Source organism: Actinoallomurus acanthiterrae, assembly GCF_054775715.1.
In genome coordinates this window covers 6,406,853-6,423,835 of record NZ_BAAHCO010000001.1, presented here as the reverse complement: position 1 = coordinate 6,423,835, position 16,983 = coordinate 6,406,853, and the positions used below count along the sequence as shown (strand labels likewise).

Sequence of the window (16,983 nt, the reverse complement as noted above, 5' to 3'; positions counted from 1 at the left end):
GCGGATCGCGGCGGTCGCGTGGTGACCGACCAGTGGGTCGATCTCATTCCTGGGCGGTGTGGATCGTCCTCGCGACGAAGGCGACGTCCGGCGCGGTGTGGGCGCGCAGCCCGCGCAGCAGGTCCCGCCACGCCTGCGGCCAGCCCGCGCGGGGGCCGTGGCGCTCGGCGAGCGCGCACGCGAACAGGCCACCGGCCAGGTCGCCGCGCGTGGCGAGCCGGGCGGCGTGCGGGTACACCTGGTCCGGTTCGGGCAGGTCGTGGCGGGCGAAAACCCCGTGGGGGTGGCGCCCCTCGACCGGCCCGTCGGCCAGCGCGCCCGCGACGTGCAGGACAGCCAGTGGCCCGCCCGTGCACCGGTCGGCCAGAGCGTCGACGGCCTCGGCGGCGCCGGGGGAGTCCCACCGCAGGGTGGCGGCGGTGAGCTCGCCCGCGAGAGGTTCCGGCAGCCGCCCGTCCACGGCGCGGACGGCGCGATCGGCGCCGCGGCGATCGTGCGCCGCAGTGCCGCGGACGGCGCCCACCAGCGCGGTCAGCCGCTGAAGGGCGGGCAGGTCGCGGTCGGCCGCAGCGTCGGGCAGGTCCGGCGCGGCGGCCAGTTCGGCCGCGACCGCGCCCAGTTCCGCCGCGCCGGCGCCTCCGGCCACGCAGCCGACCAGCGCGGACAGGGCCGCCCGCCAGCTCCGCGTCTCGCCGAGATCGGTGATCAGGGCGGCGAGCACGGCCGGGGCGTCCGGCGCCCAGGGCGCCCACGCCGGGATGGCGGTCAGTGCCGCGTCCCGCGCCTCCGGATCCGCGGACCGGGCCACGCGCACCACCAGCGCGGCGTACTCCGTCCGGAACCGTTCGTCGATCTGGAGCGGCAGCGTGCCGAGCACCTGGCGGGCCAGGTCCCGTGGCCCCTCGGCGGCCTCGGTCAGGATCCGCCGCGCGGCCGGCTCGGCCAGGTGCTCGCGGACGGCCGAGACGATCGCGGCGCGCACGTCGCGGTGCTGGCCGGGGTCCTCCCACGCCGTCGTGACGAGGTCCATCGCCTCCGGCACCCGGTTGCGCAGCAGGATCCGCAGCGCCTCCTTCCGCGCGGTGATCTTGCCTTCGGTCAGGACCGGCCCGAGCGCGCCCGCCAGCGCCGACGGCGGCACGAAGCGCGCGGCCCGGCTCGCGGCGTACACGGCGACGTGCGCGTCGTCCGAGGAGGCGTGCGCGAGCAGGTCCGGCAGGACGTCCTGCGGGGACGCCGTCCACGCGGCGGCGGTGAGCGCCACCCGGCGGATGTGGCCCTCCGACGCGAAGTAGGGCCGCAGCCGCGTCGCGGTCGTCCCGGGGACCTGCGCGATGGCCGAGACCGCGGCCGCCCGCTGACTGTCGGGGACACCCGGCGAGGCCGCGGCGCGTTCGAGGAGCGCCAGGTAGGCGTCGCGCTGCCGCCCCGTCCAGCGCCGGACCCACGACCGCGCCGCGAGCGGCACATAGGTCACGTCCGCGCGCTGGAACCGGCCCGCCGGGGTGTTCCGGGTCAGCACGAGGTGCAGCAGGTCGGTGCGCCCGAGCGCGATGGCGGAGAGGACCGCGGGGATCGCGACCGCCGACGGATCCCGTTCGACGACCGCCGCGACGCGCTCGTCGCGGGTGCGCGGCGGGGCGAGCCAGAGCTCGATCGCCCGGCGCAGGACGAAGTCGCTGGTGGCCTCCAGCGCCGCCCGCAGCGCGTCCTGGATCTCGATGACGTCGTAGGCGCGGCGGCCGAGTGACCGGGCGAGGATCAGCGCGAGCCGGTGGTCGTCGCGTCGCGCCGCGTCCCGCAGGTAGGGCGCCAGCGTCGCGGCGAGACGGTGTTCCTGGCCGCGCCTCAGCACGTGGTCGAGACGGCCCAGCGTGAACATGCCCGCATGGCCGGTGAGGCGCTTGAACAGGTCGAGCCCGAACACCACCAGGTCGCCGTCGTCGCGGATCGCGCCCTGACGGCAGAACACGGTGGCGATCTGGGAGATCGTGTGGCGGGTGGCGTGGGAGCAGTCGCGGGCGTCCAGCGCGTCGTCGGTGAGTTGTCCGACCGCCGCCGCGTGGATGGGCAGCAGCAGGTTCTCCGGGACGGCGGCGAGCGCCCGCAGCGCGGTGCCGCGGACCGGGTCCTGCTCGTTGCGGAGCCGCCCGAGCGATTCGAACATCCGCGTCAGCACGTCCGGGTCGCCGCTACGCCCGGCACAGTGGATCAGCAGCCGGTATCCGGTCGCGCGCTCGTCGGGGTCCGGCCTGCGCGTCAGCTCGCCCAGCACGGGCAGCGCCTCGTCGTACGGCAGGTGGGCGGTCAGTTCCCGCACGCGTGCGGGCGTCTCGGCGACGCGGCGCAGACCCAGCATCCGGCGGGCCTCCCTGATCCGGACGGCGCGTGGCAGCACGTCGAGCAGGGCGTCGCCGATCTTCGCCTCGCTCAGGTCCACGCCGCTCATCGCGGCGTCGAACAGCCGTCCCCGCCGCGACGGCGCGAGCGCGTGGAGCAGTTCGCTCAGCGCGTCCTCGTCCTCCCGCACCGCCCGTGCCACGGCCGCCAGGTCGGTGTCGTCGAGCCGGGCGAGGCGGTCCCGTAGCGCCCGGTGGCCGAGCAGGTCGCGCAGGTGCCCGCGGTGCCGTTCGGACAGCAGCAGGCGCAGCATGCGGCCCGGCTCGGCTGCCAGCAGCAGCCCGGCCCACCTTTGCAGGGCGTGCGGCAGCCAGGCAGTGTGGCAGTGGCGTTCCAGCAGCGCGACGACCCGTCCGGGATCATGCGGCACCGCCGCCGCGATCCCGCCGCCGTGCCGGTTCCACCAGGCGTTCCGGGCCCCCTCGGGCAGCGCGGCGAGCCGCCGTTCCGCGTGGTCCAGGACCGGGCCTGGGTGCGCGTGGCCGAGCCGCTTCCAGCTCGGCACGGCGTGCGCCAGCGCGTCCAGCCGGGCCCGTACGACCGTGTCGCCGCACGCCGGCAGCAGCGCCGCCGCCTCCTGATCGCCCCACCGGTCGGCGACCGGGCCGATGAGCGCGTCGGCCAGGTCCGTCCGCCTCCGCTTGCGAACGGCGTCGTAGATCACCGTGCGAACCGCGGCCGGAGCGTCCTCGAGCCGTTCCAGGAACGGCTCCGGGCCGACCCCGTACTTCACGCCGTACCGGATCGCCTCGCACGCGAGCTGCGCGTCCGGGTCCTGCGCGGTCCGCCCGATGTACGCCAGCGACGCGTCGTCCCGTACGGCAGCCGCGATGAACAGGGCGAGGGACCGCTCGTAGTTTCCGCGCGCGCCCAGCCCGGCCAGCAGGCCGGCGAGCGCGGGGTCGCCCGCCAGCCGGCGCAGCCCCGCCAGCCGCTCGCAGCGCCGCTTGTAGGTCAGCGGCTCGATCTCGTCCAGCAGATCATCGACGTGCATGGCGCGCCATCTTGCCGCATAGAGGGCCTGGTGGCGCGCGAGATATGAGGAGATTAGGGTGGGCATGTCGGCTGGTCGCAGTCGCCGGCGAGCGCGGCCGGAGCCGATACGAGGCGTCGATGACCACTGTCACGTCGAGCACCTCGAGGCGGAGGAACGATCTCGGGCTCCCCGCCGAGGTGACCAGCTTCATCGGACGTCGGCATGAGGTTGCCGAGGTCAAACGCCTCCTGTCCGCCTCACGGATGGTGACCCTCATGGGTCCGGGCGGTATCGGGAAGACCCGGCTGGCGCTGCGCGTCGCCACCGAACTGCGGCGCGGCTTCCCCGACGACGTCTGGCTGGTCGAACTCGCGGAGCTGGACAACCCCACGCTGCTGCCCCAGGCGCTGGTCGCCGCGCTGCAGATCCAGGACCACTCGATACAGCGGCCCATCGACGTACTGGTCGAGCGGCTGCGCGACGAGCGGATGCTAGTGATCTTGGACAACTGCGAGCACGTCCTCCACGAGTCCGCCGTGCTGGTGCAGAGGCTGCTGCCCTCCGTTCCAGGGCTGCGGATCCTGGCCACCAGCCGGCAACCGCTGGGGATCTTCAGCGAGAAGACGTTCACCGTCCCCATGCTGTCCCTGCCGGACGGGCCGCGGCACGGCACGGCGGCGGCGTCCGACGCCGTCCGGCTCTTCGCCGAGCGGGCCGAGGCGGTGCTTCCCGGGTTCGCCGTCACGGAGCAGAACCGGGAGATCGTCGAACGGATCTGCCGGCGCCTGGACGGCCTTCCTCTCGGTATCGAGCTCGCCGCCGCGCGGCTGCGCGTGCTGTCGGTCGAGCAGTTGCTGGACCGGCTGGACGACCGTTTCCGGCTGCTCAGCGCGGGATCGGGGGCGGTCGTGCCCCGGCACCGGACACTCCGTGCCCTGATCGACTGGAGTTACTCCCTGTGCACCGAGAGCGAGCGCCTGCTGTGGGCGCGCGTGTCGGTGTTCACCGGCAGCCTGGACCTGGAGGGGGCCGAGGAGGTCTGCTCCGGGGACGGCATCGCCCGCGATGAGATCGTCGGCCTGGTCATCGGCCTGGTGGAGAAGTCGGTTCTCGTCCGCGACGAGTACCCGAGCGGGGTCCGCTACCGCCTGCTGGACACGATCCGGCAGTACGGCCGGGAGCGGCTGGCCGCCTCGGGGGAGGAACCGGCGGTGAAACGGCGGTACCGCGACTACTACCGGCGGCTCTCGCGGGAGGCGAAGGCCCGGCTGTTCGGCCCGGGGCAGGTCGAGCTCCTCACCCGGCTGCGCGTGGAGCACCCGAACCTGCGCACCGCCCTGGAGTACTGCCACGCCGAGCACGCGGGGCTGTGCATCGACATGGCCAGCGACCTCCTGCACCACTGGATCACCAGCTGCCACATGGGGGAGGGGCGCGTCTGGCTCGAACAGGGGCTCGCGGACAGCGGCGGCGGCTCCGAGGTCAGGGCCCGGGCGCTGTGGGCGTGCAGCTGGCTCGCGATCATCCAGGGCGATCAGGCCTCGGCCACGAAGATGCTCGCCGAGAGCAGGGCCCTCGGGGAACGGCTCGGGCTGGAGCCGGTCCTCGGGTACGTCGCCCTGTACTCCGGGATGGTCGCCATGCACCAGGGAGACGGCGCGTCGGCGGTCCGGTTCTTCGAGGAGTCGGTGGCCCGTCACCGCGCCACCGAAGATCCTTTCGGTGAGGTTCTGGCCCTGACCCGGCTGTCCCTCGCGTACTCCTTCCTCGGGCACGCGGAACGGGCGATCGCCGCCGCCGAGGAGAGCATGTCCGTCTGTGACGCCCACGGAGAGCTCTGGCAGAAGGCGTACACGAGGACGGCGCTCGGCATCGAGGCCTGGCGCGAGGGCGACACTCGGCGCGCCGCCTCCCTGGAACGGGAGAGCCTGCGGTTCAACCGGTCGCTCGGCGACTCGCTCGGGGTCGGCCTGAACCTCGAGGTGCTGGCCTGGATCGCCGCCACCGAGCAGGACCACGAGCGGGCCGCCGCGATGCTGGGCATCCTGCGGAACGTCTGGGAGGCGGTCGGCGTGCCGCTGCCGGGATATGCCCATCTCGCGGGCTACCACGATGAATGCGAGACCCGTGCGCGCGAGGCCCTCGGCCCGTCGGCCTTCCGGGCGGCCGTCGAACGAGGCACCAGGCTCTCCGACGACGAAGCGCTCGCCTACGTCCTCGACGAGCCCCGGCCCACGCCCGGCCGGTCCGGCGTGACCGACCGCTGGTCGCCCTTGACCCGGCGAGAGACGGAGATCGCCCGGCTCGTCGGTCAAGGAATGAGCAACAAGGAGATCGCCGCGTCACTGGTGATCGCCCAGCGCACCGCCGAAGGTCACATCGAGCACATCCTCCGCAAGCTCGGGTTCACCTCCCGCGCCCAGATCGCCACCTGGGTCGCCGAGCAGGCCGCACTCGCGGACTGACGGACCCGGCCGCCCTTGCTCTCGGCCGGCCGTTCCCTGACCGACCGGTGCGCGCCGACCTGGCGTCCTGCCACACTGGCTGCAGGTCCGACCTTGGCCCTCCGGTACCCCCAAGACGAGGAGAAGCGCCCGTGGACAGCGAGAACGCTGCCAAGCTCGCCGTGCTCATCGACGCCGACAACGCACAGTCCTCGGTGGTCGAGGGCTTGCTGGCCGAGGTCGCCAAGTACGGCACGGCGCACGTCAAGCGGGCGTACGGCGACTGGACGGGCACGAGCCTGAAAGGCTGGAAAGAGCAGTTGCTGACCCAGTCGATTCAGCCGATCCAGCAGTTCGCGTACACCACGGGCAAGAACGCCACCGACGCCGCGATGGTCATCGACGCAATGGACCTGTTGTACACCGGACGGTTCGACGGCTTCTGTCTCGTCTCCAGCGATAGCGACTTCACTCGCCTGGCCGCGCGTATCCGCGAGTCCGGGCTGACCGTGTACGGATTCGGCGAACGTAAGACGCCCAAGCCCTTCGTCTCGGCATGCGACAAGTTCATCTATATCGAAAACCTCAGCTACGCCACGAGCCCGACCACTCCCGACGTCTCGCTGAGGCCGGCTCCGTCGGCGTCGGCGGCGAAGCTCAAGGCGGACACCGCGCTGGTGAATCAGCTGCGCAACGCCGTGGAGGCGGCCTCCGACGACGACGGATGGGCCCCGCTCGCCAATGTCGGGCACATCATCACCAAGCAGCGCCCCGACTTCGACTCCCGCACCTACGGATACGCCAAGCTCAGCGACCTGATGACCGCCACGACCCTGTTCGAACTGGACCGCCGTAGCCCCGGCGACGGAAAACAGGCGGTCATCTACGCCCGGGACAAGCGCCGCCAGGGCGGCTGACATCACTCCAGGCCGCGGATCGCGGCGTCATGCCCGCACGATTCGATGGGCCACGGCACGCCAGCCGAGCATGACCAGCCCGAGAAAGACCAGCGCGACGAGAACGAAGGTCACCGCGGTCCCCTGACCGGAGACGACGCGCAACGCCATGCCGGCGGCGACGGTCACCAGCCAGACGCCGATGCCGGTGCCGGCGAGCGCCGCAGGTCGCCGCCAGGCCCGGGTCACCGCCCAGCCGATCAGCAGTCCCAGCAGGAACGGCCAGGCCGTCTTCGCGATCCCGGCGATGGTCTCGCCCTCACTGTGGCCGGCCCGCCCGATCACCACGAACGCCATCACACAGCACAGGTCAAGGGCCACCGCGGTTACCGAACGCATGCGCGTCAGCGTACCGACGGGCGCGTGGCCACCTCTGCGCACCCTGCCGGATCGGCCCGCTGGCAAGACGCTCGCCGAGATCCGCGCCCGTTCAACTGAACCGACACCGCAGTTGAACATCGGGCGGGCATTTCCGTGGTCACTACCGTGTCGAAACCGTCATTCGACCGCAGCGTCATTCATCGGGAAAACGAGAAGTCCGGTCAGGTGCGACGTTGGCAACCGCTTTTCTTGCGGTGCCCTTTTCCTTGACTTGCTCGGCATTGCCGGGTGAGGATCCACCGTGTCGATCAGAACGGTAAGGCGAAATTCGCCACCGCGACACCGGACGCGAATGCATTTCTCGAGGTCGCGCCGGGGACGCCGCGTTCTGTGACTCTTCTGAAGAGTGAGGAACCACTCATGGCACCTGTCGCTCCTCTCAACAGTCACCAACTCCTGGTGTTCCTTCTCCAAATCGGACTGCTCCTGGGAGCGGCGCTCGCACTGGGCCGGTTGGCGCGGCGGCTGGGCATGCCCGCGATCGTCGGCGAATTGTTCGCCGGGGTGCTCTTGGGGCCCTCGCTGCTCGATCACGTGGCGCCCGGGTTCGCGGGGTGGCTGCTGCCCCAGCGGCCTGACCAGCAGCATCTGCTGGACGCGGCCGGGCAGTTCGGTGTCCTCCTCCTCGTCGGCATCACCGGCATGCACATCGACCTGGACCTGGTCAAACGCCAGGGCATGACGGCGGTGCGCGTCAGTGCCGGCGGCCTGCTCGTACCGCTCGGATTGGGGATCGGCGTCGGTTTCCTCCTCCCCGGCTCACTTCTGGTCGCCGGCGAGGACCGTACGGTCTTCGCCTGGTTCATCGGCGTCGCGCTGTGCGTGAGCGCGATCCCCGTCATCGCCAAGACGCTGCTGGAGATGCGGCTGCTCCACCGCGACATCGGCCAGCAGATCGTCAACTCGGCGGTGGTGGACGACGCGGCCGGATGGCTGCTGCTGTCGGTCGTGTCCGCGATGGCGACCACGGGAGTGCACGCCTCCGGGGTCGCGAGGTCCGTGGCCGGCCTGGCCGGAGTGGTCGCGTTCGCCGTCGTCCTCGGGCGACCGCTCGTGCGCGTCATCATGCGGCTCGCCGGTCGATCGGAGGGGGAGGGGATCGGCGTGGCGGCGGCCGTGTTGGTGATCTTCCTGTGCGGGGCCGGCACCCAGGCCCTGGGGATGGAGTCGGTCCTGGGCGCCTTCCTCGGCGGCATCCTGCTCAGCTCGGCGGGCTGGGGCGCCGGCTCGGAGCGGCTCGCGGCGCTGCGGACGTTCGTGATGGCCGTGCTGGCGCCGCTGTACTTCGCCACCGCGGGCCTGCGCGCGGACCTGACCGCACTCACCCGGCCGGCCGTCGCGGTCACGGCCGTGGTGGTCCTCCTGGTCGCGGTGATCGGCAAGTTCGCCGGCGCTTACACCGGGGCGCGGGCCAGCCGGCTCGGCCACTGGGAGGCGCTGTCCCTGGGCGCGGGGATGAACGCCCGGGGGGTCATCGGGCTGGTCATCGCGATGGTCGGACTGCGGCTGGGCGTACTGTCCACGGCGATGTACACGATCGTCGTCCTGGTGGCGATCGTGACCTCGGTGATGGCGCCGCCGATCCTCCGCTACGCGGTGCGCCGGATCGAGGTCACCAGTGAGGAGCAGCACCGGGAGCAGGTGCTGCTCGGCGGCTATCGGTGACGACCATCCCCGTACCGACATCTTCCGAAGCGGTCTTCCGGCGGGCGTGCGCCCGCCGGAAGACCGCTGTTCGGAGGGTCAATTCTCCCGGTACCGGACGAGTTCGATCAGCAGCGCGGCGGGGCGGCGCGAGTACATGAACGCGACCTCCATGCCCTCCTTGGCGCCGGCGCACGGCCGCGCGTCGATCGGGACGAACCCGTGTCCGCGCAGCCTGCTGAGCTCGGCGTCGATGTCGTCCACGACGAAGGCCAGGTGGTACAGCCCGGGTCCGCTGCGCTCGAGGCGACCGGCCACCGAGGAGTCGTCGGTGACCGGGGAGACGATCTCCACGGCGGGCTGGCCCGGGTACTGCCAGAACTCGCAGGCGACGCCGTACGCGTCGGCGATGCCCGCGTCGGCCTTGGCCATGCCCAGCGCGGCCAGGAAGACGCCGACTCCAGCGGGGTCGTCGCTGGCGAGTCCAATGTGGTCGATGCCGAGGATCATCCGGACTCCGATCTCGTGAACCGCAGGTAGCAGTAGTCGTCCAGCATCTTGGCCAGCGGCCGGCCGGGCCGCCGAGCCGGTCGGCCAGCTTCTCTTCGTCCACGCCGGCCTCGGTGAGCAGCGCCGTGGCCCACGCGCGGCCGAGACGCAGGTGCGCGGCGTACGCCGCGGCGTCACGTGCCCCGTGCAGGTGGTCGGCGATCGCCTCGTCCCAGGGCATGAGCGCCTTCGGGCGCAGCGCGTGGAGCAGCTTGGACGCCGCGGTCGGCCCGAGCGCGCGCGGCCGTACGGGGCTGCCGACCTGTGCCGCGACCAGATCCGCGTAGCACTCGCGAAGCTCGGTGATCGCCTCGTCGGTGAGCGCGGACAGAGCGATGTCCTCGTCCGGCAGCGCGTGTCGCCGGCGGGTCCACCACGCGCCGACGCTGAGGTCGAACAGGTCCGGCTCGCCGGGACGCGGGTATCTGATCCGGCAGCCCCAGGAGTTCAGCCAGGCCAGCAGGGCACGCCGGTGCGCGGGCACGGTGAGGTCCGGTCGGGGCGCGGTCGCCAGCGCGAGTGCCGCGGACGCGCGGTCCGCCCCGGTGAAACCGGCGAAGGCGGTGACGGCGGCGCGGAGGCTCTCCAGGTCGGGCCTGAGGTCGGTCGTCACGGGCTGCTGCTCTCCGGTGCATCGAGGACGGGTACGGGCGGTGGCGCGATCTCGTGGCGACGCCGGCCCAACCGCAGGTACAACAGCGCGGCGCCGGTCACGAGCAGCGGCCAGACGAGGTAGATCCCGGCCATGACGAGCAGAGCGACGACCCCGGCGAGCGACACCAGAGCCGCGATGTGCGCCTTGCCGCCGCGGGGGAGCAGCCGGATCGCCGCCGCGACGCCCACGGCGTACACCGTCGTGAACTGGCCCGTGGCGAGCAGGACGAGCGGCCGGGTGCCCACGCCGGTGCCGATGACGATGAACAGCGCGAGGAAGTAGAGGGTCGCCACGACGACGAGGCTGCGTCGCGGCACCTCACCCGCCATGCTGCCCCGCGACAGGCCGCGGGGGAAGGCGCCGTCGCGGCTCAACGCGGAGCCGAGCTTCGCGGCGGCGGCGCAGTAGACGTTCATGGTGGCGAGCGTGACGAGGGTCGCCACGACCGCGGCGAGCACGCGGGCGTTGCCGCCGAGCCCCCGCGCCATCAGCTCGCCCAGCGGCGCCTCGCTGCTGCCCGCGGACGCGCCGAGCACGGCGATGATCGCGAAGGCCAGGGAGACGTACAGCGCGCCCACCGTCACGACGGCCACCGCGGTCGCCCGGGGCAGGTCGCGACGCGGCCGGCGGAACTCCGCGGCCAGGTGCGTGATCGCCTCCCAGCCGGCGAAGCTCCACACCAGCAGTGCCGCCGCCGGGCCGATGGCCGTCCATCCGTGCGGTGCGAACGGCGTCAGGTTGTGGAGCCGGGCGTGGGGGAGGGACAGGGCGATCGAGACGAGGAGGAGGCCGACCAGCAGCCCGGCGAACGCGAACTGCAGCCGCCCGGTCAGCTGCACGCCCACGGCGTTGGCCACGGTGACCACGACCGTCATCGTCACCGCCGTGCTGACGGTGGTCGTCGTCCCGCCGCCGAGGGCGGCGGAGACGTACGCGCCGCCGAACAGGGCGGCGGCCGACATGCCCGGTGGCACCGCGAAGAAGAAACACCAGCCCACGACGGCCGCGGCGCGCTCTCCGAACGCCAGGCGCGCGTACGTCGAGACGCCCCCGGCATCGGGATGGCGGGCGCCGAGGGCGGCGAAGACCGCGGCGAGCGGCGCGGAAAGGACGACGAGGGCGAGCCACGCCAGCAGCGACGCCGGTCCGGCGACTCTGGCGGCGAGAGCGGGAAGGGCGATGACGCCGGTGCCGAGCACCGCGCCCACGTACATCGCGGTCCCCTGAGCCAGGGTCAGCCGGCCTGCGGGATTCTCTGGAATTGTGTCCGCCACGATCGCCTAGCCTTCCATATCCGCACCCCGCCATCCAGGGAGAAATGAGCTGTCCCATTTCGCCGTGCGTCACGGACCGCTGACAAATTGTTCTGCCGGACGCCTCGTGCACGGTGTCCGGTATGAACGATTTCGAATTCTCATCGGCTCATGAGATTTCAGTTGACGGGCGGCTCACCAGCCTGTTCGACGAGAGTGACGCGCGGACCTCGGGTCACGGGCCTGACTCGTACCTGACCCGCCTGGTCCTCCAGGGCGGCACGGCCGCGTCCGAGACGGCTCGATCCCGGGGGCGCTCGGGGGTCCGTGCGTGTGGCCGCCGGCCCGGCGCGGTGTCGATGCCCCGTTTCCGCCCGCCCGCGCCCGGCGTCCCGTCCAGGGCTCCTGCCCAGGCCACATCGGGTCCGAGGCTGTGTGTGGCGCGAGTCGCTGGGCCGGCGCTGGCGCGGCCGCGTGCGCGCGGGAGGTGCGCACAAGGTCCATTCCGGAAGGTGCGAACGTACTTGAACTAACTTCCGTAACATCTGACGATAAACTTCACTCTGGTCACAACACTTAGCACTTGACTCCGGTGGGATCGGTCCCACCGGTCACTCCTGTCCGGTCCGTGCGCACTGGTGACATCTGACTCACTGATCAGAGCGACAACATGCCTGCTCATCGAGTCAAGGCCCAGGTTTCGGCCGTCCGATCAGATTGCTTCGGGTTGCGTAAAAAAGCAACTCTCTATCTCGGAAAAGGCCAAGAATCGCTTCTCCAAGAGGCAGCCCAGCCCGTCGCTGACGGCGCTCCGTAAGCGATCGTCGTCGGTCGGTAAGCATTCGAATAATTGCGCATCTGCGAAGGCTATGGCAGCCTACTTTCGAGCTACAAAGGTCGTAGATCCATTTCGCCTGCCGTGGCTACCTTCCGGATCTTTCTGCTTTGTTTCATGGTACGGAGGCGGGGTTGTTGGTCGAAGTAAATGCACGGGGAAGGGCGCGTGATGGAGGTAATGAATCCATCGCGCACCCATACGATGACCTCCTATCCGACGCGCCGGAGACCGGCCCGATCACCGTCGTTCCGGTGGATTCTCTGCTGCCGGCCGACTCGCCTCGACTGGCCGGGGAGGACGCGGCGCACACGCGGGTCCTGGCCGGACTCGAATCAACACTTCCCCCTATTCTCGTCCACCGCGAAACCATGCGGGTCATCGACGGAATGCACCGCCTCATGGCCGCGAAGATGCGCGGATCAAAGACCATCGAAGTGCGTTTTTTCGACGGCACCGAGGCGACGGCGTTCCTCCTGGCGGTCAGGTCGAACATCACCCATGGCCTACCGCTCTCACTGGCCGACCGGGAGGCCGCGGCGGCTCGGATCATCCGCTCCCAATCGGAGTGGTCCGATCGGGCGATCGGCGCCGCGACCGGACTCTCCGCCAAGACCGTGAGTGCGATCCGTCAGCGTGCAACTGTGGATTCTCCACAGTTGCACGCCCGGATCGGCAGGGACGGGCGCGTCCGCCCCCTCGACGCCAGCCAGGGACGGCTGCGAGCCAGCGAGATCATCCGGAACCGGCCCGACGCGGCACTCCGGGAGATCGCGCGAGAGGCGGGCATCTCCGTAGGGACGGCTCGTGACGTGCGCGAACGCGTAAAGGACGGCCGAGATCCGCTCCCACTCAAGCAGCGCGCGACGGAGCGGCAGGTCGCTGCCCCCGTCGTCGCGCGGCCGGCCGTACGGCCACCCCTGCTGCGCCGCGCCCGGCGGAGCGTCGAGGTCATCGACTGGGGATCGACGCGGGAGAAGCTGAGGGCCGATCCCGCGTTGAAGTACGCCGAGTCCGGTCGGCAATTCCTGCGCTGGTTCGACGCCCACGTCGTCGGCCTCGACGACTGGAAATTGGTCGTCGACGCCGTCCCCCCGCACTGGGCGAATGACATCGTCGTGCTGGCTCGTTACTGTTCTGACCGATGGCTGGATATCGCTCGACAGGTCGAGCAGAACTGCAGCACTTTGTAGGGCGTTCATTAGACGCTGACCAGGTCAGGCATCCGGCGCTCGCGTTTACGCGAAGCGTCGGATGTCCTGACTCTAACGTCATGGAGGGTAAACGAATGCGCAGTCTTACTCGAATCGAGGCCGCTGGACGAAGTGCGTTGCTGAGCGTTCGCTCGTACCACGTCGACCTTGATCTGACGACCGGACCGAGCATCTTCCGCTCCACGACGACGATCGCGTTCGACGCCACCGATCCGGATGAGACTACATTTCTCGACATCAAGCCGGAGACACTGCATTCGGCGTACCTGAACGGCAGGCCATTGGACGTCGGCGCGCTCAGCGACGGACGGCTGCCGCTGACCGGTCTCGCGGCACGGAACGAGATCGTCGTGACCGCGGACATGAGGTACTCCCGAGAGTGCGAGGGCATGCACCGCTACGTCGACCCCGCCGACGGCCAGGTGTACCTCTACACGTTCGTGTACGTCGACAACGCGCCCCGCGTGTTCGCCTGCTTCGACCAGCCGGATCTCAAGGCGCCGTACACCTTCACCGTGACGGCCCCGGACGACTGGACGGTGCTGGGCACCAGCGCGGCGGTCAGGACCGGCCCGGGCCGCTGGGAGCTGGCCGAGACGCCGCCGCAGGCGACGTACCTCACCGCGCTGGCCGCCGGCCCGTACGCCTCCTTCCACACCGAGCACGGCGGCACCACCCTCGGCCTGCACTGCCGGGCCTCGCTGCGGGACTCCCTCGCCCCCGACGTCGACGAGGTCTTCGAGATCACCGGGCAGTGCCTGGACGCGTGCGGGCGGCTGTTCGGCGTGGAGTATCCCTTCGGGAAGTTCGACCAGCTGTTCGCTCCGGAGTTCAGCGTGCTGTCGCTCGACCATCCGGGCCTCGTCCTGCTCAGGGAGCTGTACCTGTTCAGCTCCGCGGCGGCCGTCAGCGAGCGTGAGACTCGCGCCGTCGTCCTCGCGCACGGCATCTCGCTCATGTGGATGGCCGGCCTGGTGACGAACCGATGGTGGGACGACCTGTGGCTCGGCCAGGCGTTCGCCGACTACCTGGCGCACCGGGTGTCCAGTGAGGCCACCCGGTTCCCCGGCCCGCCGACGACCTTCGCGGTGCGCCGCAAGGCGCAGGCGTACGTCGCCGACCAGCGCCCGTCGACGCATCCGATCAGTCTCGAGGGGCCGGATGTGCAGACCGTGCTGCTGGAGATGGACCGGATCTCCTATTTCAAGGGCCACTCGGCGTTGCGCCAGCTCGCCGCGCGGGTCGGCGACGACGCGCTGCGTGCCGGCCTGCGGATCTACTTCGAGCGGCACGCGTACGGCAGTGCGACGTTCAGCGACTTCATGGCCGCCTTGAGCACGGCCGTGGGCACCGACCTCAGCGGCTGGGCCGAAAAGTGGCTGAAGTCGGCGAACGTGAACACGCTGTGGCCGGAGATCACCGTCGCGGACGGCCGGGTCCGTACGGCGGCGATCTGCCAGTCCGCGCCCGACACCCACTCGGTCCTGCGACCGCACACGCTCGACGTCGGCCTGTACGGACCGGGCGAGGCGCGGACGACGCTGCGCGTCCAGGTCGGTGGGGAACGCCGTCCGCTGCCGGAGCTCGCCAGGCCGGCGCCGTCGCTGCTGCTGCTCAACGACGGCGACCTGACGTACGCGAAGATCAGGTTCGACGCCGCGTCGCTGACCGCGCTGCCAGACCTGCTGCCGACGCTGGCGCCGATCAACCGGGCGATGGTCTGGTGCGCGCTGCTGCTCGGGGTCCAGGACGGCGTCTTTCCGCCGGCGGACCATCTCGCGCTGGTCTGCCGGATGATCGCGGTGGAGACCGAGCCGTCCATCCTCGCGGAGGTGCTCGAACACGCCCACGACGACGTCGCCGGCCGCTTCCTGCTGCCCGAAGAGCGCCCGGCGGCGCTCGACCGCATCGCCGGGAGCCTGCGGGAACGCCTCGCGCGGACCGGCGCCGGCGACGAACGCCAGATCACGCTGTTCCGCGCGCTGATCGGCTCGACCGCGGAGGTCGGGGAGCTGCGCGGCTGGCTCGCCGGGACCGGGCTGCCGGCCGGGCTCACGCTCGACGCCGACCTGGCCTGGCGGGTCCGCTACCGGCTCGCGATCCTGGGCGCGCTGACGGAGGCGGAGATCTCCGCCGCGTACGACGCCGATCCCACGAGCGAGAGCGAGCAGTTCGCCACGAAATGCCGTGCCGCACGTCCCGATCCGGCGGCGAAGGAAGCGACCTGGAACGCGATCATCAACGACACCAGCCTGTCCAGCTACACGCTGTGGGCCCTCGCCGAGGGGTTCTGGCAGCCGGAGCAGGACGAGCTCACGGCGCCGTACGTCGAGCGGTTCTTCGCGACGATGCCGGAGGCGGCCGAACGGCGCGGCGACCTGGTGCTGGACGTCCTGCTCCGCTTCCTCTACCCGCGGTACGCGGCGACGATCGAGACCCTGGAACTGGCCGGCGCGATGCTCGCCCGCGACGATGTTCCGCTGCCGCTGCACCGCCGGGTGACCGACTTCACCGACGACCTGCGGCGCGTGGCCGAGGCGAGGGACCGGCAGGTCCGCCGGACGACCGCGATGTCGCGGTGAATCGGAGCCCCGACGAGGAGGAGTCATGCGGATAGCGATCATCGGCGGCGGCATCGCGGGCGCCGTGCTCGCGCTCCGGTTGCGCCAGGCGTCCCGGCGGGTCGAGCCGATCGTGTACACCGGCTCGTCCGCCGACGCCTCCGGTGCTTCGGGCGGACTGACCCGCGCGTTCGAGAGCGACCCGGAGGCGTGCCGGGCCGCGGCCGAGAGCCTCGCCGAGCTCCGGGCGAGCGCCACGCTCCGCGACTGGGCCGGATTTCGGGAGATCGGGTCGCTGTACCTGCTGCCGCCGCGCCGACCCGGCCGGCCCGGTCGCGGTGGTCGACGAGCTGCTGCCCGGGTCGGCCGCGGTCCTCGACCGGGAGCGTCTCCGGCAGGCGTACCCGTTCCGCGACCTCCCGGCCGGCGCGCTCGGCGTCGCCGAGCGTCACGCCGGCCACATTCACCCGGACCGGCTGCGCGCCGCCGCGCTCCGCGATCCCGGGATCTCGGTACGGCGGACCCCGGTTCTGGCGGTCACGCCGAAGGCGGAGGTACGGCTGCCCGACGGCGCGACGGCCGGCCATGACGCCGTGGTCGTGGCGGCCGGCGCGTGGACGGCCCGCCTGCTGGCCCGCAGCGGCCTGCCCGCCGACGGCCTGCGCACCAAGCAGATCCAGTACACCTTGTGCGCCGCCGGCATCCCCGGCCTCGGCGCCTTCGTCGACGAGTCCACCGGTTTCTACGGTCGTCCCGCCGGACCCGGGACGTTCCTGCTGGGGCTGCCCGGTGACCGGTGGGGAATCGATCCGGACGCGGTGACGCCCGACGCGGACCTGGAACGCCGGACGGTCGCGCACGCGCGCGACACGTTCGGGGTCCCCGTGGAGCCGATCCGTACCGTCGCGTCGTTCGACTGCTACCACGATCCGGCCGGGCTGCGGCTGCGTCCGGTCGCGGCCGGCGCGCCGGTGTTCACCTTCACCGGGGGCAGCGGCGGCGCCGCCAAGACGATTCTGGCGACGAGCCGGATCGCGGCGGCGTCCCTGCTGGCCTGAGTCCGGACGGCGCGGCCGTCAGATCCCCCGCACGGGGGATCTGACGGCCGCGCCGTT

The 16,983-nt window shown here is 71.5% G+C and carries 9 protein-coding genes and 2 pseudogenes; 7 read left to right on the top strand and 4 right to left on the bottom strand.

What is annotated here, in order from left to right:
- Nucleotides 1–43: 43 nt before the first annotated feature.
- Nucleotides 44–3,394 carry a hypothetical protein gene (locus ACYVF7_RS30470; protein WP_460347521.1) on the bottom strand — a complete coding sequence of 1,117 codons (3,351 nt, stop codon included), beginning with the start codon at nucleotides 3,392–3,394 and terminating at the stop codon, nucleotides 44–46.
- A 119-nt stretch (nucleotides 3,395–3,513) separates the two neighbouring features.
- Between ACYVF7_RS30470 and ACYVF7_RS30465 the strand changes: the two genes are divergently transcribed.
- Together ACYVF7_RS30465 and ACYVF7_RS30460 are read left to right on the top strand one after the other, a co-directional pair.
- The gene (locus tag ACYVF7_RS30465) at nucleotides 3,514–5,841 is read left to right on the top strand and encodes an ATP-binding protein (RefSeq protein WP_460347519.1); all 2,328 of its coding nucleotides are present in this window, start codon (nucleotides 3,514–3,516) and stop codon (nucleotides 5,839–5,841) included.
- A gap of 131 nt (nucleotides 5,842–5,972) precedes the next feature.
- Nucleotides 5,973–6,737 carry an NYN domain-containing protein gene (locus ACYVF7_RS30460; RefSeq protein ID WP_460347517.1) on the top strand — a complete coding sequence of 255 codons (765 nt, stop codon included), beginning with the start codon at nucleotides 5,973–5,975 and terminating at the stop codon, nucleotides 6,735–6,737.
- A 27-nt stretch (nucleotides 6,738–6,764) separates the two neighbouring features.
- On the opposite strand, the gene ACYVF7_RS30455 is transcribed toward ACYVF7_RS30460, so the two are convergent.
- Nucleotides 6,765–7,115, bottom strand: coding sequence for a DUF3054 domain-containing protein (locus ACYVF7_RS30455; RefSeq protein WP_460347515.1), 351 nt, complete (start codon nucleotides 7,113–7,115; stop codon nucleotides 6,765–6,767).
- A gap of 402 nt (nucleotides 7,116–7,517) precedes the next feature.
- Here ACYVF7_RS30455 and ACYVF7_RS30450 point away from each other — a divergent pair, with 402 nt between their 5' ends.
- Complete coding sequence (locus tag ACYVF7_RS30450) at nucleotides 7,518–8,822, top strand: cation:proton antiporter (RefSeq protein ID WP_460347513.1); 1,305 nt, start codon at nucleotides 7,518–7,520, stop codon at nucleotides 8,820–8,822.
- Between the two features lie 78 nt (nucleotides 8,823–8,900).
- Here the strand turns inward: ACYVF7_RS30450 and ACYVF7_RS30445 are convergent, their stop codons facing one another.
- Entirely contained in the window at nucleotides 8,901–9,311 is a 411-nt protein-coding gene (locus ACYVF7_RS30445) for a VOC family protein (RefSeq protein WP_460347511.1), read from the bottom strand.
- A gap of 648 nt (nucleotides 9,312–9,959) precedes the next feature.
- Nucleotides 9,960–11,279, bottom strand: coding sequence for an APC family permease (locus ACYVF7_RS30440; protein WP_460347509.1), 1,320 nt, complete (start codon nucleotides 11,277–11,279; stop codon nucleotides 9,960–9,962).
- Nucleotides 11,280–12,347: 1,068 nt separating this feature from the next.
- On the opposite strand from ACYVF7_RS30440, the gene ACYVF7_RS30435 reads away from it, so the two are divergent.
- The 4 genes and pseudogenes from ACYVF7_RS30435 to ACYVF7_RS30420 form a co-directional block, all read left to right on the top strand.
- On the top strand, nucleotides 12,348–13,286 hold the full coding sequence (locus ACYVF7_RS30435) for a ParB/RepB/Spo0J family partition protein (RefSeq protein WP_460347507.1): 939 nt from the start codon (nucleotides 12,348–12,350) through the stop codon (nucleotides 13,284–13,286).
- Nucleotides 13,238–15,889: an aminopeptidase N gene (gene pepN, locus ACYVF7_RS30430; RefSeq protein WP_460347505.1), complete on the top strand. Its 2,652-nt coding sequence runs from the start codon at nucleotides 13,238–13,240 to the stop codon at nucleotides 15,887–15,889. The genes ACYVF7_RS30435 and pepN overlap by 49 nt, the downstream gene beginning before the upstream one ends.
- A 25-nt stretch (nucleotides 15,890–15,914) precedes the next feature.
- Nucleotides 15,915–16,166 (top strand): annotated as a pseudogene (locus ACYVF7_RS30425) (FAD-dependent oxidoreductase); the annotation flags it as partial.
- Nucleotides 16,167–16,191: 25 nt separating this feature from the next.
- Nucleotides 16,192–16,926: pseudogene (locus ACYVF7_RS30420) on the top strand (FAD-dependent oxidoreductase); the annotation flags it as partial.
- Nucleotides 16,927–16,983 lie beyond the last annotated feature (57 nt).